The organism is Halomonas colorata, from assembly GCF_014897985.1.
GTDB lineage: Bacteria > Pseudomonadota > Gammaproteobacteria > Pseudomonadales > Halomonadaceae > Vreelandella > Vreelandella colorata.
Map to the genome: position 1 here is coordinate 85,276 of NZ_JABUZA010000006.1, position 25,812 is coordinate 111,087.

At 54.1% G+C, this 25,812-nt stretch carries 25 protein-coding genes and 1 pseudogene; 16 read left to right on the plus strand and 10 right to left on the minus strand.

Annotated elements, in window-relative coordinates; all coding sequences use genetic code 11:
- The first annotated feature begins 5 nt into the window (after positions 1-5).
- From INT33_RS05050 to nhaD, 4 genes are all read left to right on the plus strand, one after another.
- The gene (locus INT33_RS05050) at positions 6-1,124 is read left to right on the plus strand and encodes an FAD:protein FMN transferase (RefSeq protein ID WP_407648036.1); all 1,119 of its coding nucleotides are present in this window, start codon (positions 6-8) and stop codon (positions 1,122-1,124) included.
- Position 1,125: 1 nt separating this feature from the next.
- Positions 1,126-2,496, plus strand: a complete 1,371-nt coding sequence (gene glmU / locus INT33_RS05055) for a bifunctional UDP-N-acetylglucosamine diphosphorylase/glucosamine-1-phosphate N-acetyltransferase GlmU (RefSeq protein WP_193091280.1) — start codon at positions 1,126-1,128, stop codon at positions 2,494-2,496.
- A 48-nt stretch (positions 2,497-2,544) separates the two neighbouring features.
- Positions 2,545-4,374, plus strand: a complete 1,830-nt coding sequence (glmS, locus tag INT33_RS05060) for a glutamine--fructose-6-phosphate transaminase (isomerizing) (RefSeq protein WP_193091281.1) — start codon at positions 2,545-2,547, stop codon at positions 4,372-4,374.
- A 158-nt stretch (positions 4,375-4,532) separates the two neighbouring features.
- Positions 4,533-5,999, plus strand: coding sequence for a sodium:proton antiporter NhaD (nhaD, locus tag INT33_RS05065; protein ID WP_193091282.1), 1,467 nt, complete (start codon positions 4,533-4,535; stop codon positions 5,997-5,999).
- A gap of 130 nt (positions 6,000-6,129) precedes the next feature.
- Here nhaD and INT33_RS05070 read toward each other — a convergent pair whose 3' ends face one another.
- The 3 genes from INT33_RS05070 to INT33_RS05080 form a co-directional block, all read right to left on the minus strand.
- Positions 6,130-6,732 carry a CBS domain-containing protein gene (locus tag INT33_RS05070; RefSeq protein ID WP_193091283.1) on the minus strand — a complete coding sequence of 201 codons (603 nt, stop codon included), beginning with the start codon at positions 6,730-6,732 and terminating at the stop codon, positions 6,130-6,132.
- Positions 6,733-6,831: 99 nt separating this feature from the next.
- Positions 6,832-8,190, minus strand: coding sequence for an ATP-binding protein (locus INT33_RS05075; protein ID WP_192536791.1), 1,359 nt, complete (start codon positions 8,188-8,190; stop codon positions 6,832-6,834).
- Entirely contained in the window at positions 8,187-8,867 is a 681-nt protein-coding gene (locus INT33_RS05080) for a response regulator (protein WP_018918449.1), read from the minus strand. The genes INT33_RS05075 and INT33_RS05080 overlap by 4 nt, the downstream gene beginning before the upstream one ends.
- Positions 8,868-8,980: 113 nt before the next feature.
- On the opposite strand from INT33_RS05080, the gene INT33_RS05085 reads away from it, so the two are divergent.
- Positions 8,981-9,898 carry a GNAT family N-acetyltransferase gene (locus INT33_RS05085; RefSeq protein ID WP_193091284.1) on the plus strand — a complete coding sequence of 306 codons (918 nt, stop codon included), beginning with the start codon at positions 8,981-8,983 and terminating at the stop codon, positions 9,896-9,898.
- A 546-nt stretch (positions 9,899-10,444) separates the two neighbouring features.
- Positions 10,445-10,918, plus strand: coding sequence for a c-type cytochrome (locus tag INT33_RS05090; protein ID WP_319643914.1), 474 nt, complete (start codon positions 10,445-10,447; stop codon positions 10,916-10,918).
- 109 nt (positions 10,919-11,027) lie between these two features.
- Here INT33_RS05090 and rep read toward each other — a convergent pair whose 3' ends face one another.
- Positions 11,028-13,097: a DNA helicase Rep gene (gene rep, locus INT33_RS05095; RefSeq protein ID WP_192536793.1), complete on the minus strand. Its 2,070-nt coding sequence runs from the start codon at positions 13,095-13,097 to the stop codon at positions 11,028-11,030.
- 76 nt (positions 13,098-13,173) lie between these two features.
- On the opposite strand from rep, the gene INT33_RS05100 reads away from it, so the two are divergent.
- Positions 13,174-13,644: a tRNA (cytidine(34)-2'-O)-methyltransferase gene (locus INT33_RS05100; protein ID WP_018918454.1), complete on the plus strand. Its 471-nt coding sequence runs from the start codon at positions 13,174-13,176 to the stop codon at positions 13,642-13,644.
- A gap of 14 nt (positions 13,645-13,658) precedes the next feature.
- Here INT33_RS05100 and pyrE read toward each other — a convergent pair whose 3' ends face one another.
- Entirely contained in the window at positions 13,659-14,324 is a 666-nt protein-coding gene (gene pyrE / locus INT33_RS05105; RefSeq protein WP_193091285.1) for an orotate phosphoribosyltransferase, read from the minus strand.
- Positions 14,325-14,465: 141 nt separating this feature from the next.
- Between pyrE and INT33_RS05110 the strand changes: the two genes are divergently transcribed.
- Complete coding sequence (locus INT33_RS05110) at positions 14,466-15,233, plus strand: exodeoxyribonuclease III (RefSeq protein ID WP_018918456.1); 768 nt, start codon at positions 14,466-14,468, stop codon at positions 15,231-15,233.
- A 76-nt stretch (positions 15,234-15,309) separates the two neighbouring features.
- Here the strand turns inward: INT33_RS05110 and rph are convergent, their stop codons facing one another.
- Positions 15,310-16,047, minus strand: coding sequence for a ribonuclease PH (rph, locus tag INT33_RS05115; RefSeq protein WP_193091286.1), 738 nt, complete (start codon positions 16,045-16,047; stop codon positions 15,310-15,312).
- Positions 16,048-16,162: 115 nt separating this feature from the next.
- Here rph and INT33_RS05120 point away from each other — a divergent pair, with 115 nt between their 5' ends.
- The gene (locus INT33_RS05120) at positions 16,163-17,041 is read left to right on the plus strand and encodes a YicC/YloC family endoribonuclease (RefSeq protein ID WP_193091287.1); all 879 of its coding nucleotides are present in this window, start codon (positions 16,163-16,165) and stop codon (positions 17,039-17,041) included.
- Between the two features lie 250 nt (positions 17,042-17,291).
- Positions 17,292-18,515, plus strand: a complete 1,224-nt coding sequence (locus INT33_RS05125; RefSeq protein ID WP_193091288.1) for a tyrosine-type recombinase/integrase — start codon at positions 17,292-17,294, stop codon at positions 18,513-18,515.
- A gap of 68 nt (positions 18,516-18,583) precedes the next feature.
- Here INT33_RS05125 and INT33_RS05130 read toward each other — a convergent pair whose 3' ends face one another.
- From INT33_RS05130 to INT33_RS05145, 4 genes are all read right to left on the minus strand, one after another.
- Complete coding sequence (locus INT33_RS05130) at positions 18,584-19,018, minus strand: hypothetical protein (RefSeq protein WP_193091289.1); 435 nt, start codon at positions 19,016-19,018, stop codon at positions 18,584-18,586.
- The gene (locus INT33_RS05135) at positions 18,981-19,874 is read right to left on the minus strand and encodes a DUF6731 family protein (RefSeq protein WP_193091290.1); all 894 of its coding nucleotides are present in this window, start codon (positions 19,872-19,874) and stop codon (positions 18,981-18,983) included. Before INT33_RS05135 ends, INT33_RS05130 begins: the two co-directional genes overlap by 38 nt.
- A gap of 185 nt (positions 19,875-20,059) precedes the next feature.
- The gene (locus tag INT33_RS05140; RefSeq protein ID WP_193091291.1) at positions 20,060-21,337 is read right to left on the minus strand and encodes a Y-family DNA polymerase; all 1,278 of its coding nucleotides are present in this window, start codon (positions 21,335-21,337) and stop codon (positions 20,060-20,062) included.
- A complete protein-coding gene (locus INT33_RS05145; RefSeq protein ID WP_193091292.1) occupies positions 21,334-21,783 on the minus strand; it encodes a LexA family protein in 450 nt (149 codons plus the stop codon). The genes INT33_RS05140 and INT33_RS05145 overlap by 4 nt, the downstream gene beginning before the upstream one ends.
- A gap of 154 nt (positions 21,784-21,937) precedes the next feature.
- Here INT33_RS05145 and INT33_RS05150 point away from each other — a divergent pair, with 154 nt between their 5' ends.
- The 6 genes and pseudogenes from INT33_RS05150 to INT33_RS21660 all read left to right on the plus strand — a co-directional run.
- Positions 21,938-22,276, plus strand: coding sequence for a hypothetical protein (locus tag INT33_RS05150; RefSeq protein WP_193091293.1), 339 nt, complete (start codon positions 21,938-21,940; stop codon positions 22,274-22,276).
- Positions 22,277-22,368: 92 nt separating this feature from the next.
- Positions 22,369-23,337, plus strand: a complete 969-nt coding sequence (locus INT33_RS05155; protein WP_174788280.1) for a DUF932 domain-containing protein — start codon at positions 22,369-22,371, stop codon at positions 23,335-23,337.
- 121 nt (positions 23,338-23,458) lie between these two features.
- Entirely contained in the window at positions 23,459-23,629 is a 171-nt protein-coding gene (locus tag INT33_RS05160; protein ID WP_193091294.1) for a hypothetical protein, read from the plus strand.
- A gap of 23 nt (positions 23,630-23,652) precedes the next feature.
- Positions 23,653-24,408: an ERF family protein gene (locus INT33_RS05165; RefSeq protein ID WP_193091295.1), complete on the plus strand. Its 756-nt coding sequence runs from the start codon at positions 23,653-23,655 to the stop codon at positions 24,406-24,408.
- A gap of 37 nt (positions 24,409-24,445) precedes the next feature.
- Positions 24,446-25,057 carry a lambda exonuclease family protein gene (locus INT33_RS05170; protein ID WP_193091296.1) on the plus strand — a complete coding sequence of 204 codons (612 nt, stop codon included), beginning with the start codon at positions 24,446-24,448 and terminating at the stop codon, positions 25,055-25,057.
- 276 nt (positions 25,058-25,333) lie between these two features.
- Positions 25,334-25,614: pseudogene (locus INT33_RS21660) on the plus strand (JAB domain-containing protein); the annotation flags it as partial.
- Positions 25,615-25,812 lie beyond the last annotated feature (198 nt).

The window sequence follows — 25,812 nt, forward strand, 5'->3', positions numbered from 1 at the left end:
ATCTCATGATGTCATTACTCCCTGGATCGACACGGTTAATAGAAAAAGCAGCGCTGGTAATGGTGCTTTTGCTCTTGGTCGGCTGTTCAGAAAAGGATCGCCCGCTTGAATCGCCAGTACGTTTGGAAGGTGGCATATTTGGTACCTTCTACCAGGTATCCATTAGCGACCCTCTCACGCAAGGAGAGGCTGAGAAGCTGGAAACCGGTTTCCTGGCGGAGCTTGAAAGCGTCGATGCGGCCATGTCGACCTATCGTGATGACTCTGAGCTAAGCGTATTTAACCAAGCACCGCTCAACGAGTGGCAGCCGCTTTCCAATGCGCTTATTGAAGTGCTGGCGATTAGCCGCTCAGTCGCACAAGCCAGCAGCGGTGCGTTTGATATCACTATCGGTAATCTGGTCAACCTATGGAGCTTTGGCCCTGAAGCGCGCCCTAAAGAGGTTCCTTCCGAGCAAATGCTCGCCCAGCGCTTGGCCCAAGTCGGCTTTGATGCTGTACAGGTGGATACCCAGGCTATGCAGGCGCGCCGTGAGCGCGATGTCTATGTAGATCTCTCCGGTGTTGCCAAAGGTCATGGCACCGATCGCGTAGCGGCGTATCTGGACCAGCAGGGCATAGAGGGCTATTTAATCAACCTGGGCGGGGATATGCTGGCACATGGCTACCGCGACGATAATGAAACGCCCTGGCGAGTGGGTATTGAAACCCCACAAGATGGCGCGCCTCAGGCACAGCATATTTTACCGTTGCATGATATGTCCGTTGCGACCTCAGGTGATTACCGCAATTATTTTGAGGTGGACGGCAGGCGCTTTGCCCATACCATTGACCCGCGCACCGGTCAGCCGGTCACACATAACCTGGCATCGGTATCGGTTTTTCACCCCTCCAACGCCTGGGCCGATGCCTGGGCGACGGCATTACTAGTCGTGGGTAGTGAGGCCGGTATGGAAATGGCATTAGCCAATAATCTTAGTGTTTTGATGTTGATACGCGAGGGTGATCATTGGCAGAGTATCGTAAGCCCTGCCTTTGTAGATTATTTCGGTGAAGCGCTGGTCGATGAGCTAGGCATCGAGCAATGGACGGCCCCTAACGAGAAGCTAGAACAAGGTAACTAGGATGCAAAAAGAACTCGATGTTGTGATTCTCGCGGCGGGTAAAGGCACGCGAATGCGTTCACAAATGCCCAAGGTGCTCCACACCCTGGCGGGCAAGCCCATGGTGACGCACGTACTGGAGACGGCTGCTGGCTTGCGCCCAGAGCGTACCCACGTGGTCATCGGCCATGGCGCGGATCAACTGCGTCAGGCATTGACGGACGAGAACGTCACGTTTGCGGTACAGGAAGAGCAGAAGGGCACAGGGCACGCGGCTGCCCAGGCCTTAAGCCAGCTTGGCAGCGGAACCGTTTTGATCCTTTATGGTGATGTGCCGCTCATCCAGCGCGAAACGCTGTCAGCGCTTTTAGCCCATGTCGATGAGCAGCATATGGGGCTTTTAACCGTCACCCTAGATGACCCAACAGGCTATGGCCGTATCGTGCGTAATGACGCAGGCGAAGCAGTGGCTATCGTTGAGCAAAAAGACGCCAGTGACGCCGAGCGCGCTATTTCCGAATGCAACACCGGCATTATGGCGATGACCAGTGACCAACTAAAACGCTGGCTACCCAAGCTCTCCGCTGATAATGCACAGGGCGAGTACTATCTGACCGATGTTATCGCGATGGCTGCGGCAGAAGGTATCAAGGTATGCACCGAGCAGCCTGGCAGCGCCGTTGAAGTCGAGGGCGTTAATAATCGCGCGCAAATGGCGCGGCTGGAGCGTGCCTATCAAATGCATCTGGCTAACCAGCTAATGGAGCAGGGCGTAGCGCTAGCGGACCCGGCTAGGCTGGATGTACGCGGTAGCTTAACCTGCGGTCACGACGTATTTATCGACGTGGGCTGTATTTTTGAAGGCAAGGTAGAGCTGGGTGAAGGCGTACACGTGGGCCCTTACTGCGTCATCAAAAACAGCACTATCGGCGCCGCAAGCACCGTTGATAGCCATAGCGTGATTGATCATACGGTAGCTGCCGGACATAACCAGATTGGCCCCTACGCGCGGCTACGCCCCGGTACACGCCTGGCGGTCAATGCCAAGGTGGGTAATTTTGTGGAAACCAAAAATGCTGACGTTGGCGAAGGCAGCAAGATAAATCACTTAAGCTACGTGGGTGATGCGCGCCTGGGGCGCAACGTTAATGTTGGCGCGGGTACGATTACCTGTAACTACGACGGCGCCAATAAGCACCATACCGAGATAGGCGACCACGTTTTTGTTGGCTCCAATAGCGCGTTGGTGGCACCGGTCACCATTGGCCGCGGAGCGACGGTGGGCGCAGGGTCGACCATTGCCAAAGATGTCAGTGAACATGCCCTTGCGGTGACGCGTAGTAAGCAGCTGGAAAAAGCCGATTGGCCGCGGCCCGTCAAGACTGCCAAGTAAGGTATTCGTCCAACAATCGCTGGTTAATACGTCCTAGGAGAACTGCTTATGTGTGGCATCGTCGCGGCGGTTGCGCAACGTAACGTGCAAGAAATACTGTTAGAAGGGCTTAAACGCCTCGAGTATCGAGGCTACGACTCATCTGGCATGACGGTGTTAGACGCTAAGAATGAACTCACGCGCCATCGTGCGCTAGGCAAGGTTGCAGCGCTTGAGCAAGCGCTGCAACAACAGACACTGCCGGGCACCTCGGGCATTGCACATACGCGCTGGGCAACCCACGGTAAGCCCTCAGAAACCAATGCCCATCCACACCACAGTGGCCAGCAGGTGGCCGTCGTACATAACGGCATTATTGAAAACTACGAATATATTAAAGAGACTCTGCAAGCCAGCGGCTACACGTTTAGCTCAGAAACCGATACCGAAGTAATTGCTCACTTGCTTTCTGACAAGCTGCAAAGTGGTTTTAGCCTGTTCGATGCCACCCAGGAAATTGTCAATGGTCTGGGCGGCGCCTATGCCTTAGGCGTTATGAGTAACAAGGAACCGGGCGTGGTGGTGGGAGCTCGTCAGGGCAGTCCTCTGGTGGTGGGCGTGGGGATCGATGAGGCATTTTTAGCCTCAGACCCGCTTGCGTTGCTGCAGGTTACCGATCGGTTTATCTATCTGGAAGAGGGCGACCTGGTCGAACTGCGCGAGAAAGGCGTTATTCGCATCGTGGATCGTGACGGCCATTCGGTAACCCGGCCCGTACACATCTTCGAGCATGGCGATGGGGCTGCCAGTAAAGGCGACTATCGCCACTATATGCTCAAAGAAATCTATGAGCAGCCCACGGTCATTCAAGCCGTTCTGGAAGGCCGGCTGAGCGGCAACAGCGTACTGATCGAGAGCTTTGGCCCTGATGCCCAGGTGCTGTTCCAGAAAACGCGCCAAATACATATCATCGCCTGTGGCACCAGCTATCATGCGGCCATGGTGGCGCGCTACTGGCTTGAACGTTATGCCTGCGTACCGGTACAGGTTGAAGTGGCATCAGAATACCGTTATCGCCATCCGGTCGTAGCGGAAGGCAGCCTGTTTGTGACGCTTTCCCAGTCTGGTGAAACGGCCGATACGCTGGCGGCTCTTCGGTTTGCCAAAACCTTGGGCTACGTAGGCACACTGGCAATCTGCAACGTGCCGGGAAGCTCTTTAGTGCGCGAGTCCGACATGACGTTGATGACCCGTGCAGGCCCCGAAATCGGTGTTGCTTCGACCAAGGCCTTCACTACCCAGTTGGTCGCGCTCATGCTGCTGACACTATCGGTCAGCAAGGCCAAAGGCCAGGAAGAGCACGTGGGTATTGTGGAAGCGCTACACACGCTTTCCAGCGTCTGTGAGCAGGTACTGGCGCTAGATGGCCAGATAGAAAAGCTTTCCCAAGCCTTCGCTGAAAAGCACCATGCGCTGTTTTTGGGCCGCGGTGCCCATTATCCGATTGCGCTGGAAGGTGCGCTTAAGCTGAAGGAAATTTCTTATATCCATGCTGAAGCCTACCCGGCAGGCGAGTTAAAGCATGGGCCACTGGCGCTGGTGGATAGCGAGATGCCGGTGATTTCGGTCGCCCCTAATGATGACCTGCTGGAAAAGCTAAAATCCAACCTGCAGGAAGTCCGTGCCCGCGGCGGCCAGCTATTTGTATTTGCGGATGAAAACGTCGGTATTAAACCGCAAGACAATATTCAAGTGATTGAATTGCCGCATGTTCATGAAGCATTAGCGCCACTGCTGTACACCCTTCCCCTGCAGCTTTTGAGTTACCACGTAGCGGTACTCAAAGGTACCGATGTGGATCAACCACGCAACTTGGCAAAAAGTGTTACGGTCGAGTAATCACGCAGTAATAAAAGTTAAGGCGGTATGCTAAAATTGCGCTGCGTTGGGTGTGGCAATTAGCCGCGCCCTATGCGCATTAGCTGCGTTGCAGCACTTAGTTAGTGTGCTTATCATCGTAGCGTTCTCTTTCCTCAATCTGCCAGGATCCCGCTGTCATGAAACCACCAAACGCCCTTGCTCCCCGGCTCTCAGCCCGCTGGGTCGCTTGGCTGTTGATCGCTCTCTGCGCTGTTGTCTTCCCTTCCCTGTCTTACGCTGCTGCTGGTCCGCTTGATTTAACTCTCTCCGTTGCTGGTATTACCTGTGTTGTTATCTTCGTACTTGCCTATGCACTGGTAATGTCGGAAGAAATCCTTCACATGCGCAAATCAAAGCCTGTGCTGGTCGCGGCCGGTCTGATTTGGGCCATTGTGGCGTGGGTGTATGTGCAGGCGGGAATGCCGGAAGAGGCAGAAACCGCGTTTCGTGAAACGCTGCTGGAATACACCGAGCTGCTGTTATTTTTGCTGGTCGCCATGACCTACATCAACGCCATGGAAGAGCGACGTACCTTTGATGCGCTGCGTGCCTGGCTTGTGCGCAAGGGGTTTAGCTATCGCAGCTTGTTCTGGATAACTGGTTTTCTTGCGTTTGGTATTTCTGCCATTGCCAACAACATGACCACGGCCATGTTGATGTGTGCGGTGGTGCTCAAGGTAGCGGAAGGCGATAAAAAGTTTATCGGCTTATGCTGCGTCAACGTGGTGGTGGCCTCCAACGCAGGCGGTGCGTTTAGTCCATTTGGGGATATCACCACGCTGATGGTTTGGCAGGCCGGACAAGTGCCGTTTGGCGGTTTCTTTGCACTACTGTTGCCCGCAATCGTTAACTTCATAGTGCCCGCGGTGATCATGAATTTCTTCATCGTTAATCGCCAACCGGCAGCACTTACTGAAACCGTATGGCTCAAACGGGGCGCGCGGCGGATTATCGTGCTGTTTTTAATTACCGTTGCCATTTCGGTACTCTGCCACTCGGTTCTGCATCTGCCGCCGGCCATGGGCATGATGTTTGGCTTGGGATTACTTCAGTTCTTTGGCTACTATCTGCGCCGCAGCCTGCCACGTTCGCTGGAGCGCAAGCGAGAGCGCTATTCGCGCCGTGGCGACTGGAAGAAACTGGAGCAGCTAGGTAGCGTGGTACCGTTTGATATCTTTAGCCGTATTGCCCGTTCAGAGTGGGACACCCTGCTGTTTTTCTACGGGGTTGTGCTTAGCGTGGGAGGGCTTGGCTTTATGGGTTACTTAGCTCTGCTGTCTGAAACCCTTTACGGCGGCTGGAACCCGGTATGGGCTAACGTGGTGCTAGGGCTTATCTCCGCGGTAGTCGATAACATCCCGGTCATGTTTGCGGTGCTCTCCATGGCGCCGGATATGTCGGAAGGCAACTGGCTGCTGATTACCTTAACCGCTGGCGTAGGGGGCAGTCTGCTCTCCATGGGGTCAGCGGCAGGCGTGGCCCTGATGGGCCAGGCGCGCGGTATCTATACGTTTGCGGTTCACCTGCGCTGGGTGCCGGCTATTTTGCTGGGCTACGCGGCGAGTATCGCGACACACCTATGGATTAACGCGTCGCTTTTCTAAGTGATCAATTGGTACGGCATTAAAAACGCCCCTTACCGGTAACGGTAAGGGGCGTTTTAATAACAAAGCATCTAAAAAGCTAGCTGACAGACCAACCTTAAAAGCGTTTCACTAAACGACAAGCTCAGACTTACAGGTCGTGGCCGGTAATAACCTGGCAGATATCTGCAAAACTGCGTGCCATGGGAACCACGGTGTTTACTTCCTTGCCGACTGCATTTTGAATATCGGTTGCTGATATTAAGCCACGGATGGTCAGTTCATGCTGAGCATCGTGCTGGGTAATCAGTAGGTGCTGTTCGGTGACGCCTTCCATGATGAGCACAAGGTCTTCAATTGTCAGCGCGGAAAGCTGCTCATATGTCATGGCGCTAAGTTTGTTCCAGGGCGTCATGATCATGTCAGCAGTAATCTCGTTACGATCAAGGTTGCGCTGCTGCATGGCCAGGTTAATACGCCGTGTGCCGATCACTTCTTTAGAGGTCAGAATACCAATGCAGTGGTCTTGTTTATCGGTGACAAATAAAAGACGCACACCGCTGTAGCGCATTTTGAGATGCGCTTCATCGATCGGGGTATCTGCCACTACCGATTGTGGCTTCAGGCTTTGAAAGTCGGTAAGTACTTCTATGGCTGAGCTTTCAGTCGTTAAACGCTTGGCGCTCGGAGATGTCAGGCGCGGTGTTGAGCTGAATTGAATTAATGATTTAGGTGAAAAAGCCACTTGGTTCATCAGGGTACTCCCGTTATAAGTGGCCAATGGCTTTCTAACCATTGGCCTAGTACCTTCAGAGTCACAGCTAATTCTTATCAGAACCTTAAGGCATGAAAACTATTCTGAAGGCCCGTAACGTTTAAGCGTTACGTTAACGCGTAACCCCCCACTTGGCGCATCTTCGAATGCCAGCGTGCCATCATGTTGGGCGACGACCCGTTCAACGATGGATAGGCCCAGCCCTGAGCCTGCACCAGGGCCTGCGCGATGAAAACGCTCTGTTACCGCCTTACGCTCGCTTGGCGGAATCCCTGGCCCCTGGTCATCGACGATCAACGTGATGCTCTCCTCGGCAGCGTTAAGATATACCTGTATCGCACCCTTGGGCGGTGAGTGCTGTATGGCATTACCTACCAGATTCTGGATTAACGTCCCCAGCGCGCCGGGCACCTCGTCCAATGCCCACTGAGCCGTTTCATCGGCTTCTAGCTGCAGCGTCTGTTGCTGTTGCCGAGCCAGGGGAAGCAGTTTGGCAAGCGCGTCGCGAACCTCAAATAATGCGTCCACCGAACGTAAAGGTGGGCTTTCCTCATCGGGGTCAAGGCGTGCCAAGGTGAGGAGCTGGCTGACCAAGTGCGTCGCCCGGGCGACCCCCTGGCGCAAGTAAACCAGCGATTCCTCACGGTCCTGCGGGCTTTCAGCGGTTAACGCGTTTTGAGCATGTAGATCAAGTACGGCAAGCGGGGTGCGAAGCTCGTGCGCGGCATCGGCAATAAAGCGCTTTTCACGCTCGCGCAAGCGTTGAATCCGCATCAATAGACGGTTAAGCGCGCCGGAAATAGTGGCCAGCTCATAAGGTAGTGGCGAGAGTTTAAGCGGCTGAAGGTTATGCGGATCCCGATTGCGAATCTGTTCCGCCATACGCGATAGCGGTGAAAGCCCCCAGCCGATACTCCACCACAGCAGCGTGGCCAGAACGATCAAACCGATAAATTCAGGCAGCAGCGTACGCAGCGCTACCCGCCTGACCAGGCTCAAACGTACGTCATCCCGCTCGGCAACAATCACCCGCCGCGTGCTCTCGCCAAGCGGTAGCGTATAGGTTTGCCAGGTTTGTTCATGGTATTGCTGCCTGGAATAGCCTTTCTGGGCGGCGGCAAGGGGCACTAGCGGCGCATCGGCTGAGCGAAGCAGCAGCGTGTCTCCCTCCCAAAGCTGAAACACGAGCGCGTCAGGGGTGCGTGGTTCGGTCTGTAAGGTATTTTCCACACTTTGCAGTAGCGCCTGCTGGTAGGCGGGTGGAATCGGCGCCTGCATAAGCTCGCCTAAAAGGTTGGCGTGCCGGGCGAGGCTGGCATCGTGTAGCTGCTGGATTTCATGGGTGGCGTAGCGATAGCTGACCAGGCTGATCACCATGATACTGAGCAGAAACAGCAGCAGCGTAAGGCCTAGCGTGCGCCGACGAATAGAGTTCACCGATCGCCTCCGTGCGGCGTTTTATCCATCACATAACCAATCCCGCGTAGCGTGCGGATCACTTCGGGAAACAGCTTGCGCCGCAAATGATGGATATGAACCTCAATGGCGTTGCTTTCCACATCCTCATCCCAGCCATAAATCAGGCTGGTCAGCGTATCTCGGGTAAACACCCGGTCAGGGTGGCCCATAAACTCTTGCAGCAGGGTAAATTCACGCCGCGAAAGGACAATCGTTTTGCCCTGATAGCTGACGCTCAGTGTTAAAGGATCCAGCCGAATGCCTCGGCACTCCAGGTGGCTATCCAACTGCCCTTGACTGCGGCGTAGCAGGGCGCGAAGGCGCGCCTTTAGCTCTTCGACTTCAAAGGGCTTAACCAGATAGTCGTCGGCCCCGGCATCAAGTCCGGCAATACGGTCGTTAATACCGTCGCGAGCGGTCAGCACCAAAATAGGGATCTGGCTGCCGTGGCGGCGCACGGCCTTGATAATTTGCAAGCCATCCAGGCCCGGCAAGCCTAAATCGAGTATCACGGCATCAAACGGCTCGGACTCTTTAAGTGCTATAAGTGCACTATTGCCATTATCCAATTGATCGACCGTATAGTGCTCCGGCTTGAGCGCCAAGCGAATGCCCGAAGACAAGCTGGCATCATCTTCAACCAGCAATATGCGCATGGTGTCAGCTACTCCTGTAACGGCCCTGGTTAAGAAATAACAAAAGGTAGCATCGTTAGGGGGAGTCAGTCAGGATTAACGTCAACGCAAGCAATCCAATGGCGCTTTAATTAATGATAACACCGACTGCCAGCAGCACTTCTGTGGCTGTCTGCCCTTCAACGCATCGGCGTGAAGCGTTGCTGCACTTGGCGGCCGTCCATGAACCGGCGCTACAGCCAATGCTGCAAACCGCCTTACAGTCGGCCAAGCAAGCCGATGCCTGGGAGGGGCTGTGGGTCTCTCAGCAACATGGTCGTATTGATGGCGCTATCTGGGTACAGCTGCTTGGCAATACCACGGCGCAGCTATGGCTTCCCCGCCAGCAAGGCCACGTTGCACAAGCGCTGTTACGTGCCGCTTACCGCTGGGTAACCGAGCAGGGGATAACGTTTTGCCATACGGTGTTACCGCCTAGCCATTATGCCTGGGAAGCAACGCTTCTCGCCCACAGCATGACGCGCCTGGCTGAGCTGCATTACCTGTCAGGCAGTATAACCTCCCCACTAGCCTCATCCGCCAATAAGCCAGCGGCCATTCAGCTACAGGCGTTTACAGAGCTGGACGAATCGGCGCAAAAGGCGTTAATCGATGACGTTAGCCAGGAGTCACTAGATTGCCCAGACTTACGCGAAGCGTTGTCTTCTGAAGCCCTATTGGCCGGTTTTTATCAAAAGGCGCCTCAAGCACCCCATCACTGGTATAGCGTTCACGTGGCGGGTCAATCGGTGGGCGTACTGCTGCTCTCACCCCTTAAGGACCGCTGCTGGGAGCTTTTATTAATGGGCGTTGTGCCTGAGTGGAGAGGCAAAGGCATCGGACGAGAAGTGTTACAGGCGGCCTTTCACCTGGCAGCACAACAAGGCGCGACCGAGATGATGCTAACGGTTGATGCCCTCAATACGCCCGCCCTGCGCCTTTACCAGCGGGCAGGGCTTGCCCACTATGCTGAACAGCGGCTGCTTGCCTGGAAAGCACCGCTTAGTCCTTAAAAACAAGTTCTTAAGAACAAGCCCTTAAGAGAAAGCCCTTAATAACGACACTTAACAATGGACCCTTAATAATCCATGTCAGCTACATTAGTAAAAGTTAACAATAGAGTACCTTAAACAGCTGATGAGGCTGGTAAATTTAAGTAAGTCGTTGGCAATGTTCGCCAACGGTTTGATTTTTCTTCTATACTGGAGGCGCTGCACTCAGGAATACTTTTTCAATCATGGAGGAAAAAATGAAAATTCTACTGTGGATTATCATCTTTATTTTTGCGGTCGGTCTACTTACCTTAACGGGCGTTTTTAAGCTTATTTTCTAAATAAGTCTCCGCAAAGCTCATGTTTCGCATGAGCTTTTTGGCTTGTGTAATTGTAAATACTACTTCTATCGCTCGCTTAGTCACCCGACGTTAACAACTGGCGCCATGTCCACTAGAAACAAGGCATACTATTTCTTTAGTGGATGGGCTGTTATCGGTAGCGATTAAAGACGTTACGGATATGGCGACTCACAAGGCAAGCCGTGGGTAGGCTAAAGGGGGCTAGGTGAATTTTAAATACATTACATGCGTTATTACGGCTTTGGCGTTGTTGCCAGCCAGCACGATGGCTAATGACGAGGCGGCAGTCGAACGCGAAGCGTTGGCTAAACGGCTGGCACCCGTGGGGCAGCTGTGTCTGGAAGGGCAGACGTGCACGTCTGCTGAGGAACCCTTGGCCGCGGTGGATGATTCCCAAACTACGGTTGAAGAGCCCAGTGTCGCCGAGGTGCCAGAGCACGACGGCGAAGCACTTTATGCCCAGGCGAGCTGCGGTGCCTGTCATGCGGCGGGCATTGCGGGCGCCCCGGCCACGGGCGACAGCGCCGCCTGGCCTGCGCGGCTCGCCAAAGGAACTGACGAGCTTTACGCCAGTGCGATTAACGGCCTTGGTGCCATGCCGCCCAAAGGGGGCCGGTTTAACTTTAGTGACGACGAAATTAAAGCAATCGTCGACTATATGATCAGCGAGGTCGAATAAGTTACCCACAGGCAGTTTAATAAGCATGCCTGTGGATAATTTATGTGTGGTTAGAAAGACTGCTGCTTAGTGCGCGTCTTCAGCCTAATAACGTTAAGCTTAATCACCCTCAGCCCAATAAAGAGCGCAGCCCGGCAATTGCATCTTTGCCGCGCTCTTGTTTTTTATCTGGATCTTCCTTGTCGGCGCGACCTTCCCATTCCAGATCCTCAGGGGGGAGTTCCTCTAAAAAGCGGCTGGGCTGACAGTCCATCAGCTCGCCATAGGCTTTACGCTGGCGGGCAAGCGTAAGCGTTAACGTGCGCCGCGCGCGGGTAATGCCCACATAGGCCAGGCGGCGCTCTTCTTCTACCGTGCCCATTTCGATCGCGTTGCGGTGGGGCAGCAAGTCCTCTTCCCAGCCCATCAGATACACGTGAGGAAACTCAAGCCCCTTTGATGCGTGCATGGTGAGGAGCTGCACACGGTCGGAATCATCCTCTTCGGCCTGCTGCTCCAGAATATCGCGCAGTACCAGCCGGGAAATAGCGGCCTCTACGCTATCGGTTTCGGTAGCTTCGGAGGCAGTATCCTCTTCCGGGTCGCGGTTAAGCGACTTTTCTAACTGATCAATCAGAATCCATACGTTGGCCATGCGCCGCTCGGCGATCGTCGGCGCACTGGCGTTCTGGTAGAGCCACGCCTCGTAATCCATATCGCGCAGCATGTCGCGGATGGCGGCGATCGCATCGCCCTGGTCCATGCGCTTGCGCACGCCGTCGATAAAGTGGGTAAAGCGCGAAAGCCGCTCCACCGCGCGGGTCGGCAACACCTGCTCCAGGCCCAACTCATGGCAGGCGGCAAACAGCGAAATCGAGCGCTCGGTGGCGTAGTTGGCAAGCTTCTCAACCGTGCCGGGCCCGACTTCACGGCGCGGCACATTGACGATACGTAGGAAGGCGTTGTCATCCGCCGGATTGATCAGCAGACGCAGGTAGGCCATGGCGTCCTTGATCTCGTTACGCGAGAAAAACGACGTGCCGCCGGAGAGCTTGTAGGGAATCTGGTAGTGCTGCAGCTTGAGTTCCAGCAGCCTTGCCTGAAAGTTACCCCGATAAAGTACCGCGAAATCCCGCCACTCGGCCTTCTCTTTGATGCGCCGGGTGAGCATTTCGCTGGCCACCCGCTCGGACTCCGCCTCTTCATGACGATTCACTATCACGCGGATCGGCGCACCGTCACCCATATCCGACCACAGGGTCTTGTCGTAGACGTGGGGGTTATTGGCAATTAGCGTGTTGGCAGCGCGCAGGATGGTGGCGGTCGAGCGGTAGTTCTGCTCCAGCTTGATCACCTTGAGCCGCGGAAAATCTTCGCCCAGAGTCACCAGGTTTTCCGGCCGCGCACCGCGCCAGGCGTAGATCGACTGATCGTCGTCGCCCACCACGGTAAAGGTCGAGCGCTCGGCCATCAGAAGCTTTACCAGCAGATACTGGGAGACGTTGGTGTCCTGATACTCATCCACCAGCATGTAGTGGATCTTGCGCCGCCAGCGCTCCAAAGCCTCAGCATCGTTTTTCAGCAGCACGACGGGCAGCAGGATCAGATCATCAAAATCCACCGCGTTGTAGGCTTTCAGGTGGCGGTTATAGGCCTCGTACACCCGCGCGGCGAAATGCTCATCGTCATCCGCCGCAAAGGAAAGCGCGTCGCCCGGCAGCACCAGATCATTTTTCCAAGTGGAAATCTTGCTCTGTACGGTGTTGATCTGCTCGGCATCGACCTGAGCATCCTTGTTCATCAGATCGCGCAGCAGCGCCTTGGCATCTTCCGGGTCGAACAGCGAAAAGCCCGGCTTGTAGCCCAGAGTTTTTAGCTCGCCGCGAATAATATTGAGTCCCAAGGTATGAAAGGTCGACACCGTCAGGCCATGGCCCTCTTTGCCCTTGAGCATCTGCCCGACACGCTCTTTCATTTCGCGAGCGGCTTTATTGGTGAACGTGACCGCGGCGATTCGGCGCGCGCTCATCCCGCATTCTTGAACCAAATAGGCAATTTTAGTCGTGATAACGCTGGTTTTACCGGAACCCGCCCCTGCCAGCACCAAGCACGGGCCATCAATGTAGCGCACGGCTTCCTGCTGGCGCGGATTAAGGCCCTTGATGCGGGTCAAAATGCTTTGTGGGGTCGATGGCGTCATTAGGCACGTTATCCTTTGCGGTTTTTCATCTACAATCAGCCGTTTCTACGCGCACAACATGGATAGGCAGGTGGTGATGTTTGAAGTAGCGCTGTTTGAACCACGCATGGCGCCCAATACGGGTAACATCATGCGCTTGGTCGCCAATAATGGCTGTCGTTTGCACTTAATTGAGCCGCTCGGCTTTGATCTTGAAGAAAAAAAGCTGCGCCGTGCCGGGCTCGACTATCGTGACCTGGCCAATGTGACTCGTCATGCTGATTTTGCCGCGTTTCAAAAAGCCATGCCGGGACGGCGAATCTGGGCAATTACCACCAAAGGCACGCGGCCCCACAGCGAGGCTGATTTTGCACCGGGAGATGTGCTGCTGTTTGGCTCTGAAACCGCCGGGCTTTCTGCTGAGGTGCATCAAGCGCTGCCAGACGCCCAAAAGCTGCGTATTCCCATGCAGCCCAATAACCGCAGCCTCAATCTTTCCAACGCGGTGGCTATTGTGAGCTATGAGGCGTGGCGCCAGCAAGGTTTTGCTGGCGCACTTGCCACCTAGCTAAATGGCAAATACTAGGCAGAAATGCCGTAACGGTCGCGGTAGGCGCGCACGGCTTCCGCATAGGCGAGCATTTCGCCACCGGCATGCTCTTCAAGGTAAGTGAGCACTTGCTCAAGGGTTACAATGCTCACCACCGGCATGCCGTACTCGGCCTGAACTTCCTGAATAGCGCTCTGTTCGCCCTGACCACGTTCCTGGCGATCAAGGGCAATCATTACACCGCCGGCGCGGGCGCCACTTTGCTCAATCAGACCCATGACCTCGCGGATCGCAGTGCCTGCGGTAATTACATCGTCAATGATCAAAATATCGCCGGCAAGCGGCGCACCTACGATATTGCCGCCTTCGCCGTGGGTTTTGGCTTCCTTGCGATTGAAGGCGTAGGGCATATCCAGATCGTGGTGGTCGGCAAGCGCTGCCGCGGTGACCGCCGCCAACGGAATGCCTTTGTAGGCAGGGCCAAACAGCACGTCGGCTTGCAAACCGCTGTCCACAATGGCCTGGGCATAAAAACGGCCTAGCTTGGCAAGCGCACGGCCTGTCTGGAATAAGCCTGCGTTGAAAAAGTAAGGACTCACTCTTTCTGATTTCAGCGTAAATTCACCAAACTTAAGAACGCCCTGCTCAATGGCAAAAGCAATGAATTCGCGCTGGTAGGTTTGTAAAGTGGTAGCCACGGCGTTCCTCATAAGGCAGTAGGGGTAAGTCGGCACGAAGGCAACAATAAAACACAGGTAAATAGCAAGAATTGGTTTGTCTATTTACCCAAACGTCTAAACGTCGGGTATCATACAGCAGCGACGCAAAAGGGACGATTTATGAAAATTGCCAGCATCAATGTTAATGGTATACGTGATGCCGTCGACCGTGGCTTCCTGGACTGGCTGGCTCAGCAGGATGCCGATGTGGTTTGCGTGCAGAACATCAAGGCAAAAAGTTTTGAATTGGATGATCATATTCTTTATCCGGAAGGCTATGAAGGCTATTTCCTGGATGCGGAAGAGGATGGTTTTTCCGGTGTTGGGCTTTACTGCCGTAAAATTCCCAAGGCGATCATGTATGGTCTGGGCTTTCCACAGTGTGATCACGAAGGGCGCTTTCTGCAGGCGGATTATGACCGCTTCAGTATCGCTACCTTTCTGATGCCTGACGGAAGCGATCAGAAAGCCAAACAGGCGTTTATGGATCAGTACCAGGAATACCTGACGAAGATGTCGCGCAAACGGCGCGAGTACATCATCTGCGGTACCTGGAATATTGCCCATAAAACGGTTGATCTGGCCAACTGGTCTGATAACCAACTGACGTCTGGTTTTCGCCCGGAAGAACGCGCCTGGATGGATCAGGTGCTCGGCCCAACAGGGTTTATCGACACCTTCCGCGAAATCAATCGCGATGCAGGTGAGTACACCTGGTGGCCGAAGCTCGACCAAGATGTACCGCGTAGCCGTCAGGAAGGCTGGCGGATCGACTATCAGTTAGTCGGCCCCAACTTCCGTCGTCACGTGGTCGACGCATGGATCGATAAAGAGGCGACTTTCTCCGAGTACGCCCCGCTAATTGTCGAGTACGATCTCGCCCTTTAAGCATCTTTCCCGCGTCGTCGTTATCAATGAGCCGACCCAGAGGTCGGCTCATTGAGTTAACGATATTTACACTTCTCTAGCCGCGAATGCCCAACGCTTCGCGCTGATGCTCAAGCAGCTCAGAACCTGCCTTTTCAGCCAGATCCAGCATGGCATTAAGCTCGGTACGGTTAAACGCGCCGGCTTCGGCGGTACCCTGCACCTCGATCAGCTCACCGTTTTCGGTCATCACCACGTTCAGGTCGGTATCGGCCTTGCTGTCTTCCGGATAGTCCAGATCCAGCACCGGCACGCCTTTATAGATACCCACCGAAACCGCGCTGACCAGCTGCTTGAAAGGGTCGCTCTTGATCTTCTTCTCACGCTGCAGATAGCGAATCGCATCCATCAACGCCACACAGCCGCCGGTAATCGACGCGGTGCGCGTGCCGCCATCGGCCTGGATCACATCGCAATCCACAGTGATGGTGAACTCGCCCAGCTTCTTCAGGTCGACTGCTGCCCGCAGGCTACGACCAATCAAACGCTGAATTTCCAGCGTACGCCCGCCCTGTTTACCACGGGTGGCTTCACGGCCGCTGCGTGAGTGAGTCGCGCGGGGCAGCATGCCGTACTCGGCAGTGATCCAGCCCTGGTTCTTGCCACGCAGCCAGCGCGGCACGCCCGCTTCTACGCTGGCATTACACAGCACCTTGGTATCACCAAACTCGACCAGCACGGAACCCTCTGCATGGCGGGTGTAATCGCGGGTCAAGCGAATTTCACGGAGCTGGTTGGCTTCGCGGCCACTGGGGCGAACAACATCAGGACGCATAGCACCTCACAATAAGCGCGTTGTTAAGAAAAGGCCGCCATTGTACACGTCTTAACGTTCAAACCCGTGCTTATCGGGTAGACTGAGATAAATGCGTTTTTAACAGGATGAACCCATGGCCACTTCAAGTCGCGTACACAGCATGACCGCATTTGCCCGCACCGAGGAGGCCGCCCCTTGGGGCACGCTGCAAGTCGAAATTCGCTCTGTTAACCAGCGTTACCTGGAGCCCCATTTTCGCCTCCACGAAAGCCTGCGTGATCTTGAACCTGTTTTGCGTGAAACCCTGCGTACCCGCCTGGCGCGAGGCAAAGTAGAGTGCAGCGTGCGCTTTGAAAGCGCTGAAACCGTGCAGGCCCCGGCGGTTAATACCACTCGCTTAGCCGCTATCGTTGAGGCACTCAATGCCGTGCAGCAGCAGGTGCCCAGCGCCCTGGCGCCGACGGCGCTTGAACTGCTAAATCAGCCGGGCGTAATGGAAACCCAGCACCTGGACCAGGATGCCATCAAAACGGCCGCCAAGGCGCTGTTTGACCGAGCGCTGGGGGAGTTGATCGACGCTCGCGCTCGGGAAGGCGAAAAACTTGCCGAGATGATCGCCACTCGGCTAATGGCGGTAAGCGAGCAGGTCGCTACGGTTAAAAGCCTGCTGCCGCAGATTCTGGAACGCCAGCGCGCCCAACTGCTGGAACGCCTGGAAATCGCCAAAACCGAACTCGACCCCCAACGCCTGGAAGCCGAGCTCGTACTGGTCGCGCAAAAGGCCGATGTGGATGAAGAGCTCGACCGCTTAACCACCCACGTAGGCGAAGTCAGCCGTCAGCTCGCTGAAAAAGGCCCCAAAGGCCGCCGCCTGGATTTTCTGATGCAGGAGCTTAATCGCGAAGCCAACACACTCTCATCCAAGTCCGTGGTGGCCGAGACGACGCGCTGTGCGGTGGAGTTGAAGGTGTTGATTGAGCAAATGCGGGAGCAGATTCAGAATATTGAGTAGTGACCGTGCTTGTCCGTGTTGATATATAAAATATTGTTTTAGAATGTTTTTTAATTTTTATTTGTCTATGCTGGTCTCCTTGGTTCCGGCTTAAGCCACCGATAAGTGGGTAGTAAAGTGGGTAGTAAGATGCCATGATACCCACTAATCAGGCCGAATTTCTTAAAATTACTACCCATTTTTTACATAAACTATTGAAAATTATTCGTAAAATGGTGAAGTGTTGAGGCGTTAATGGAGAGGGTGAGGGATGGGGAGCTTTACTGCCAAGAAAATCCAATCATTGATCAGAGAAGCCAAACCTGGGCGCTATGGTGATGGCAATGGCTTGTACTTGATGATTCCTAAGGCAGGAGCTGCCTATTGGATGTGCCGCTATACCTTCGCGGGTAAACGGCGTGGCATGACGCTGGGCAAATACTCTCACCTCTCCCTAGCTGAAGCTCGTGAGCAGGTGATTGAGACTCAGAAGGCGATTCGTAGCGGTACAGACCCTCTTACAGAGCGCAAACGTGAAGAACAAATAACCATCAGTACGGTGCAGGATTTGTTCGACGATTGGTACCAAGATTTAGAGAAGCGCCTAAAGCATCCCAACATCCCGAAGCGCGTATTTGAAAGGGATATTGCTCCAGCTATCGGTACGCTAACGCTGGATAGCGTTACCCCGATGGATATACGTGCCATTGTCAGAAAGGTGACTAGCAGCGGTCGGCCAACCATTGCAAATGATGCCTTGATGTATTTAAAACAGTTATTTAACCACGGCATCAAGCTAGGGTTGCTTACCTATAACCCCGCCTCCGCTTTCAACGTTAACGATGCGGGTGGGGTCGAGAAAAGTCGCGACAGGGCGCTAAGCATCGATGAGCTTAGTAAAGCCTTTGCTGTGTTCAGAGAGAACCGGACTAGCTTTACCCGTGATAACTATCTCGCATGTGCTTTGCTTGTCGTATTAGGGGTGCGTAAAACAGAGCTTACAGAGGCTAAGTGGTCAGAATTCGACCTGAACGATGCTAACTGGGATCTACCGGGCGAACGCAGCAAATCGGGTGTAGGGATTGCGATACCTTTACCTCCACAGGCTATCGCTTGGCTGGATGAGCTACAGATTCGCGCTTGTGGTTCGCCGTATGTGTTTCCTAGCCGTCGCAGCAGCAAGCAGCCCCATATGGGCAAGGACACACTAAATCGCGCCATTGCCAAGCTATTTGGTAAAGAGCCAGGCAAGAAGCAACAGCCCGAGAATAGAATGGGTGGTATCGCCGAGTTTACAGTGCATGACCTACGGCGTACCTGTCGGAGCTTATTGGCTGAGTTGGGAGTGCCTGGCCACGTTGCTGAGCGCTGCCTGAATCACAAACTAAAAGGTGTCGAAGGTATTTATGATCGGTATGACTATTACGAAGAGCGGAAACAGGCGCTAATTAAGGTGTCAGAACTGATTGCGCCTATTATTAATTCAGATAGGTAAAAATCTCCTCCCGCAGTGTTCTCTACAATCTACTCATATCTCAGAACATCAGATTCCAACAAGGGACTTTAGTTTGCCGACAATATCTCAATTACCATCTTGAATTTTCGCCCGACAATTAAAAAATGGATGAAAGATAGAGTCAGAAGTGCCGTAGCGATTGCAACCACATAACGCTGGTAATCACCGACCACGAAGTGCCCTGCCAGTGCCACTACCACCACCGCAATCCACAAAATAGCGGTAGTCAATATCTCCTGAACCAAACCTTTGAAGTGACCAGAGCGCCGGAGATTTTGAAGGAAAGGACGATCAGCTGCTGAGATCAACATTGAAAGTGAAGCCATCATAAAACCGATCAGAGTTCCAGACAAAGCAACCATAGTGGTAGCGGTCAACCTTGCATCTTCAATAACGCAGAGACCCTTATATGCAGCCGTGCCAACGGCCATAGGAATCAAAAAGTTAATTATTGCGGTTTTCAGGAACGCCAATAACGCCATAGATCGCATCCCGCTGCTCTTCGAATGCAGAACTGAGTGCTGCATAAATTGACCTCCTCACCGGATATTTGCCTACCATGGTGACACTTTGTACTGAGGTAATACGATCTGCCATTAGATCGATTGGGTGCTCAATGCCATCTTCTTCAATTTTGACATGAACAGTTCGTGCGTAGCCGCTGCGCATCAAAGCTGTAACCGCTCCTTTCATTCTAGCAGACAGCCTGTTCTTTTCTTCGTCATCACTCCGGCTGTCTGAAGTGATAGACAGGGCAACACTCGAGCCACCGGCAATTGCCATCTGCTCCATCAAATTACGAGTCCATTGGTCTTCAGGAAAGAGATCTGGATTCGTGGGCCGCGCAAAAGTTACTCGCATTGAGCGCATCTCAGCTTCACCGCGCATTAGCCTCTCAACTGCGTCGCCTTGTAGAACCGGATCAAAGGTCAAAACTTCACCTGCCTGTTCAGTAATGTAACGTCCTAGTCGGGCAGGGCGACTACCATGACCGTTCTGTTCAAACACGAGTAGCCTATCAAGGGGCCGATATATAAAGTGATTTTTCTCCAGTAATCCTTCGTTTTCAGCGATTTCGATTTCCCTTTCATTACCTCCAGCCTCTCCTATATGTGGGATTTGATCACTGCGGAACTTTGCAAAAACACCCTGAATACAACCACTTTGTACTGTCATATCGCGCAATTCGTATGAAAAGCGACCGTCAGGATGCACGGGCCCAGTGCCGTTTTGAGTATCCGTATATTGTTCCAGGAAGACTTTTAAGTCGAGCTGGGCACCTTGTGCATTGTTAGCAACAAAGAAACCTATAGTGATGTCTTTTTGATCAGCTGGCATCCATAACCTCTGCAACGTTTGAATAGAACTATATTTACTCTAATTGTTCACAAAAGTAACGTCGACCAAGCACTAGGATGCATTTATTAGAGCTAGAACAATGGAGTTGGGCAGCGCCTGCTAACTGTTGAAAAGAGATTGTCTGTGATATCGGCACCAATCTTTCATCTCGCTTAGCAGTATTCTTACTTTACTGCCAACAGCTCGTTCCACTGCGTCGTGTAACGAGGCGTGCGCCGTTCACTACGCAGTGCCCAGGCGTTATCTTGACGTGGCAAGCCCATCTGCACCATCCCTTTTCCGAGTTCCCGATTGAGCTTATCCATCGTAGCCATGAGTCTTTCGCTACGCTTGGCTTCCTCGGCGGTTTGTGGGGTTTCGGTTAGGGTGAGCTGCCGGTTGGCCTTGGGGGATAGATCAAGCAGCATAAGACCGGCTTTGTGGTAGGCATAGCCCTTACGCCAGAGGCACCGCAAGCCTTGTACCGCGGCGGCGATAATCTCCCGGCTATCATCGGTGGGCCGTTCTAAGGATATGACAATTCGTTGACGGTATTGGGGTAAATCAGTACGAAACGGGTTGGTGCGGATAAACACCATGACGGCGCTGGTCACGCTGTGCTGCTTGCGTAGCTTTTCACCCGCCCTGGCGGCATGGTGCCGTAACGCTTCCCTAAGCTGATGAGGGTCGTTGGTGAGTCGACCAAATGAACGGGAAACCATGATCTGCTGTTTGGGCTGGCTCATGTCATCTAGCTGAATGGAGGACTGCCCCCGCAACTCCCAGACGATGCGCTCCTGCACCACGCTAAAATGCCGCCGAATATACTTCGGGTCTGCTTCACGGAGATCCCAGGCAGACTCAATGCCCATGACGCGTAACCGCTCGCCGGTGCGGCGTGCCACGCCCCATAGGTCAGTCACCGGCAACTGCTTCAACAACGCCTTGGTAGACGGGCTCTCGGCTAATAACTTACACACGCCTTGATCTTTATACGCAGGGTGCTTTTTAGCGGCATGGTTCGCGACCTTGGCGAGCACTCGCGTTTGCGCAAATCCCACCGACACCGGAATACCCGTCCACTGCTTAACGGTATCGCGCAGCGCTTGGCCCCGTTGTTCCAGTGTGTCTATCTCAAAGCCCTGAAACCCCACAAAGCATTCATCAATGGAGTACACCTCCACATGGGGCGAAAACTTGCCCAACACCTCGGTCACCCGTTGGGACATATCGCCATACAACGCATAGTTACTGGATAGCAGCACAGCTTGGCGCCGCACATCTGGGGTTAATAGGTGCATGGCAGCTCCCATTTCAACGCCCAGCGCTTTTAACTCGTTGGAACGTGCGACGACGCAACCATCGTTATTGGATAGCACTCCCACAGGACGACCTTCTAACGATGGGTTAAAGACCCGCTCGCAGGAGACGTAGAAGTTATTGCAGTCGACTAGGGCCATCATTGCAGCGTTGCCCCTGGAAAGCTGTGAAGCACATGCGTCACGACGCCCCAGACGTGGGATTCACGACCATCAATCGGAATGGGGGGATACGCAGGGTTACTGGCCCGAAGATAGGTACGCTGACCTACCCGCTCCAAGCGTTTCACCGTGAGCTCACCGTCCACACAGATAACGATAATGCGCCCTGGCAGCGCTTCCAGACTGCGATCGACGACCAGTAGGTCGCCATGGTGAATACCGTCGCCCAGCATGGAATCGCCCTCCGACCTAACAAAGTAGGTCGCTGCCGGTCGCTTCACTACGTACTGGTGCAGATCCAGGTCGGCATCCAGATGGTCATCTGCCGGTGACGGAAACCCCGCGCGTACGGCACTGGAATAGAGCGGTAACGGTAATAATGGGGCCATGGCGTCTGCCCGGCCCAGCAGTGACACATTCAATGACATATCGGCTCCTTACTTTTTATGTATATATAAACAGTATCAGTAAAGAGGGTTAGTGAAGCAACCATTCAAAGGTCAACGCTAAAAAATTACAGACCTATATCACTCCTATGAATCCACCCCATGAATCGCTTTGTGTCACCTAGGAGTGTTGCTAATGCCCCCACCTTGTAAACGCTGTGTCGCTACACGCCTGATTAATCTTGATACCGCCCAACGCATAGGCGTTGTTGGCGGGGGCCTTGTGGGCGGCGCGATAGGTGCCTTACGCGCTACCGCGGCTACCCAAACGTTATCACTCGCAACGGCGCGTTTTCCGCTCGCTAAACTGCCGGCCGCCCTGATAGGTGCGGTTACCGGTGGCCAGTCAGGCGTTCGGATTACGACGTCACTATTTATGCAGTGGCTGCCACCTGGCTCCGGTACCCCCTGGCTGTGCCTTGCCTGTGGGCACACCTTTCGAGAGTCCCATCCGCCCTTAGCGGCTGCCAACTAAGCCCCGGCTTTTACCCTCGCATTCGGCGGTTCCCTTAATTACTTATTAGCGCTGGCGTTTAGTTGGCGTTTTTTATGTCTGGAGGTTTATTCATGGCTCATCTCATTGAACAAATGGCTTACGTCGGCGCAACCCCGTGGCACGGCCTTGGGCAACAGCTAACCCGTCAACAACCGCTAGAGGTCTGGCAGCAACAGGCCGGTATGAACTGGCACATTGAAGAAGCGCCGGTGCGCTTTATCGCTGAAGGCGCTAGCCACTTGGGCAGTATCCACTCGTTCCCTGAGCAGAAGGTGCTCTACCGCTCAGATACCAAGGCCCCGCTATCGGTGGTGTCGCAGCGCTATAAGGTGGTACAGCCCGAAGAGATACTGGAGTTCTATCGCGACCTGACGGAGTACGCGGGGTATGAGCTGGAGACGGCAGGCGTGCTTAAAGGTGGGCGTAAGTTCTGGGCCTTGGCGCGCAGTGGCTTAAGCACCTCGCTCAAAGGCCAAGATGAGGTCAACGACTACCTGCTGTTGGCAACGTCGTGTGATGGCACGCTGGCCACCATGGCGACACCCACCACGGTGCGGGTGGTGTGTAACAACACGCTGCAGATTGCCGTCGATGGTACGTCGCAAGCGGTGAAGGTACCCCACCGGTCTGAGTTCGATCCTCGTGCGGTAAAAAGCCAACTGGGTATTTCGGTTTCCCAGTGGAACGACTTCATGTACCGCATGAAGGCGTTAGCGGAACGTAAAATCGACCACCGCGAGGCGCAGCAGTATTTTCAGTCGGTGCTCTGCGGTATCGATAAGCCGATAGACGACCCTTCCAAGCTGCCTAACTACCGGGCACTCAACAAGGTACAGAAGCTTTACCACGGCGAAGGCCGCGGTTCGCACCTCGATACTGCCAAGGACACCGCGTGGGGCTTACTCAATGCGGTTACCGAGTACGTGGATCACGACAAGCGTGCGCGTAGCAATGATACCCGTCTGGATTCGGCGTGGTTCGGCCAAGGAGCTCAGTTAAAGCAGGAGGCATTGCAAACAGCCCTTGCCCTGGTGAGCTGACATGCTGTTTCTCATTTTACTGCTAGTGATTCTCTTGGTTTTTATCTTACCCCTCATTGGATAGTGCGATAAGCCCAGCCCCTAACAGGCTGGGCTTTTTGCTTTTTACGTGGAGCACACCATGGCCTCTCTTAGCCCCGATTTAGATATCGCATTAACCCAACTGACGGAACGACTGCTTGCCCAAGAACAAACCTATGCCGAGACCTACGTGATGGCAAAAGGACAGCTGTATCGCACCGAGCTGCACCTATGCCCCGTTTCCCCCAGCGAGCTTCCCACCGATTTTTAAACCTCTATTGAAGGACTCTTGTCATGGCAACCAAAACTAATGTGGTAAATCACGAAACGTCTGCATCCTCTTTACAAGCCGTTCCTGCAGCGGCCACCCCGCATCTCGCTGAGAGCACGGCCATTATCCAGGTAATTGAGCGCGCGGCACTCAACCCGGACGTCGATATCGACAAAATGGAACGCTTACTGCAGATGCAGGAACGGGTCATGGATCGCCAGGCCCTGATGGCCTATAGCGCAGCTATGGCGGCGATGCAGACCGAACTCCCCAGCATCGAAGAGCGCGGGCAGACTAACAACGGCTGTTACGCCACCTTGGAGGATATCGTCGACACCGTACGGCCCATCATGCAGAAACACGGCTTTGCGGTGAGCTTTCGTATTCAGACGCAGGAGCGCGGCATTGAAGTGACCGGTGTGCTGATGCATAAGGATGGCCACCGTGAGGAGACCAGCATGCTGCTGCCTGCCGATATGAGCGGTAACAAGAACGCTGTGCAGGCGTTTGGCTCATCTACCAGCTACGGCAAGCGCTATGTACTTTCCGCATTACTCAACATCACCACTCGCGGCCAGGATGATAACGGTAACGCCAGTACCAAGGCAGGTATCAAGACGATAACCCCCTTCCAGGCAGGCCAAATCCAACGCTTGATCAGCCAATGCCCCGCGACGACACAGGAGTGGTTTAGCGGCAAGTACGGCTCAGCTGTGCAAGTGCCGTATAGCGACTTCGACAAGCTACGTGCTTCTCTCACCAAACGAGCCGTTAAGTGAACGGCGTACCACCTCTATCTGAGTAAAGTAGGCATTCATGCAGATACTCAATATGTCGCAAGGCTCCCCTGAGTGGCTGGCGGCGCGCTTAGGGCGCGTCACCATGTCGGAGCTAAAGTCACTACTGGTTAAGGGCAAAGGCCCTGGTGGATTAGGTGCCGGGGCCATTACCTACATGCATCAATTGATCGGCGAGCGCATAACCGGCGAGCTGGCCGAGCCGTTTCAGGGTAACGCGCATACCCGTCGTGGCCATGAGCTGGAAGGCGTGGCACGTGTGCTTTACTGCGATGCCACCGGCGAACCTCAGCCCCAGGAGGTGGGCCTGATCCTTAATCACGAGGTGGGCTACTCGCCAGACAGCCTGGTAGGCGCTAATGGCTTACTGGAAATCAAAACAAAGCTACCTAAGTTCCAGATTGAGGTACTGCTCAGCGGCGAAATACCCGATGAGCACGTGCCCCAATGCCAGGGCGGGCTATGGGTCAGCGAGCGGGAGTGGATCGACTTTGTGAGCTACTGGCCGGGCATGCCGCTGTTTATCAAACGTGCCTACCGTGACGACATTATGATCCGCACCATTGCCGAGCGGGTAGAACGATTCCATGAGGAGATGGAACGTCGCATAAACCAAGTGATGGCTGCGTGACGCGACGATTCCATAGATACACCAACCGATCATTAACGACATAGACGCCGGGACCACCACCCCGGCGTTTTTTATTTTTTGGAGACAACCATGACACACGCCGAACTCAAAGCTGGGGAAGTGGCGGGCACCTACTTGGTCACTTCTCCCGTTACCGAAACCGATATCATCACCATGGCCAAGCGTTTTGCACGACGTAAACTCGCTAAAGGCCGCAAGATTACACAGCCCTCGCAGGCGTTTGAGCACCTGCAGTTACTGCTTCAAGATTACGAGCACGAGGTATTTAGTGTTCTCTTCCTCGATAGTCAGCACCGTGTTATCCGCTTTGAGGAGCTATTGCGTGGAACCATCGACGCGGCCAGCGTCTACCCGCGTGAAGTGCTAAAAGCAGCTCTCGCTACAACGCTGCTGCTGTCATCTTGGTGCATAACCATCCAAACGGTGATCCCGAGCCAAGTGATTCAGATAGACGTATCACCCAGCGGCTCATAGAAACTATGGGGCTGATGGACATTCGAGTGATTGATCATGTGGTGGTGGGGAGTGATGGGTGAAAGTCATTTGCGGAAATGGGGTATTTGTAGTTGGGTATTGGGATAAATGGAGCCAGCCTTGCTGGGCAGCTCCAGTAATGAGCCAAGCTTTATTTTTTGTTTAAGACGGCAAACGGCCAGCAGCGGTCTTTTAGGCGACACTGATGTAGCGCCTTGCTTATCGGTAAATCAAGAGCGCAGCGCTTAATTTATCCATGT

What these genes read in the sequence shown, in the direction of transcription:
- INT33_RS05050 (WP_407648036.1), top strand. Translation starts at nt 6, where the DNA reads ATGATGTCATTACTCCCTGGATCGACACGGTTAATAGAAAAAGCAGCG.
- glmU (WP_193091280.1), top strand. Translation starts at nt 1,126, where the DNA reads ATGCAAAAAGAACTCGATGTTGTGATTCTCGCGGCGGGTAAAGGCACG.
- glmS (WP_193091281.1), top strand. Translation starts at nt 2,545, where the DNA reads ATGTGTGGCATCGTCGCGGCGGTTGCGCAACGTAACGTGCAAGAAATA.
- nhaD (WP_193091282.1), top strand. Translation starts at nt 4,533, where the DNA reads ATGAAACCACCAAACGCCCTTGCTCCCCGGCTCTCAGCCCGCTGGGTC.
- INT33_RS05070 (WP_193091283.1), bottom strand. Translation starts at nt 6,732, where the DNA reads ATGAACCAAGTGGCTTTTTCACCTAAATCATTAATTCAATTCAGCTCA.
- INT33_RS05080 (WP_018918449.1), bottom strand. Translation starts at nt 8,867, where the DNA reads ATGCGCATATTGCTGGTTGAAGATGATGCCAGCTTGTCTTCGGGCATT.
- INT33_RS05085 (WP_193091284.1), top strand. Translation starts at nt 8,981, where the DNA reads ATGATAACACCGACTGCCAGCAGCACTTCTGTGGCTGTCTGCCCTTCA.
- rep (WP_192536793.1), bottom strand. Translation starts at nt 13,097, where the DNA reads ATGACGCCATCGACCCCACAAAGCATTTTGACCCGCATCAAGGGCCTT.
- INT33_RS05100 (WP_018918454.1), top strand. Translation starts at nt 13,174, where the DNA reads ATGTTTGAAGTAGCGCTGTTTGAACCACGCATGGCGCCCAATACGGGT.
- INT33_RS05110 (WP_018918456.1), top strand. Translation starts at nt 14,466, where the DNA reads ATGAAAATTGCCAGCATCAATGTTAATGGTATACGTGATGCCGTCGAC.
- rph (WP_193091286.1), bottom strand. Translation starts at nt 16,047, where the DNA reads ATGCGTCCTGATGTTGTTCGCCCCAGTGGCCGCGAAGCCAACCAGCTC.
- INT33_RS05120 (WP_193091287.1), top strand. Translation starts at nt 16,163, where the DNA reads ATGGCCACTTCAAGTCGCGTACACAGCATGACCGCATTTGCCCGCACC.
- INT33_RS05125 (WP_193091288.1), top strand. Translation starts at nt 17,292, where the DNA reads ATGGGGAGCTTTACTGCCAAGAAAATCCAATCATTGATCAGAGAAGCC.
- INT33_RS05130 (WP_193091289.1), bottom strand. Translation starts at nt 19,018, where the DNA reads ATGGCGTTATTGGCGTTCCTGAAAACCGCAATAATTAACTTTTTGATT.
- INT33_RS05135 (WP_193091290.1), bottom strand. Translation starts at nt 19,874, where the DNA reads ATGCCAGCTGATCAAAAAGACATCACTATAGGTTTCTTTGTTGCTAAC.
- INT33_RS05140 (WP_193091291.1), bottom strand. Translation starts at nt 21,337, where the DNA reads ATGATGGCCCTAGTCGACTGCAATAACTTCTACGTCTCCTGCGAGCGG.
- INT33_RS05145 (WP_193091292.1), bottom strand. Translation starts at nt 21,783, where the DNA reads ATGTCATTGAATGTGTCACTGCTGGGCCGGGCAGACGCCATGGCCCCA.
- INT33_RS05150 (WP_193091293.1), top strand. Translation starts at nt 21,938, where the DNA reads ATGCCCCCACCTTGTAAACGCTGTGTCGCTACACGCCTGATTAATCTT.
- INT33_RS05155 (WP_174788280.1), top strand. Translation starts at nt 22,369, where the DNA reads ATGGCTCATCTCATTGAACAAATGGCTTACGTCGGCGCAACCCCGTGG.
- INT33_RS05160 (WP_193091294.1), top strand. Translation starts at nt 23,459, where the DNA reads ATGGCCTCTCTTAGCCCCGATTTAGATATCGCATTAACCCAACTGACG.
- INT33_RS05165 (WP_193091295.1), top strand. Translation starts at nt 23,653, where the DNA reads ATGGCAACCAAAACTAATGTGGTAAATCACGAAACGTCTGCATCCTCT.
- INT33_RS05170 (WP_193091296.1), top strand. Translation starts at nt 24,446, where the DNA reads ATGCAGATACTCAATATGTCGCAAGGCTCCCCTGAGTGGCTGGCGGCG.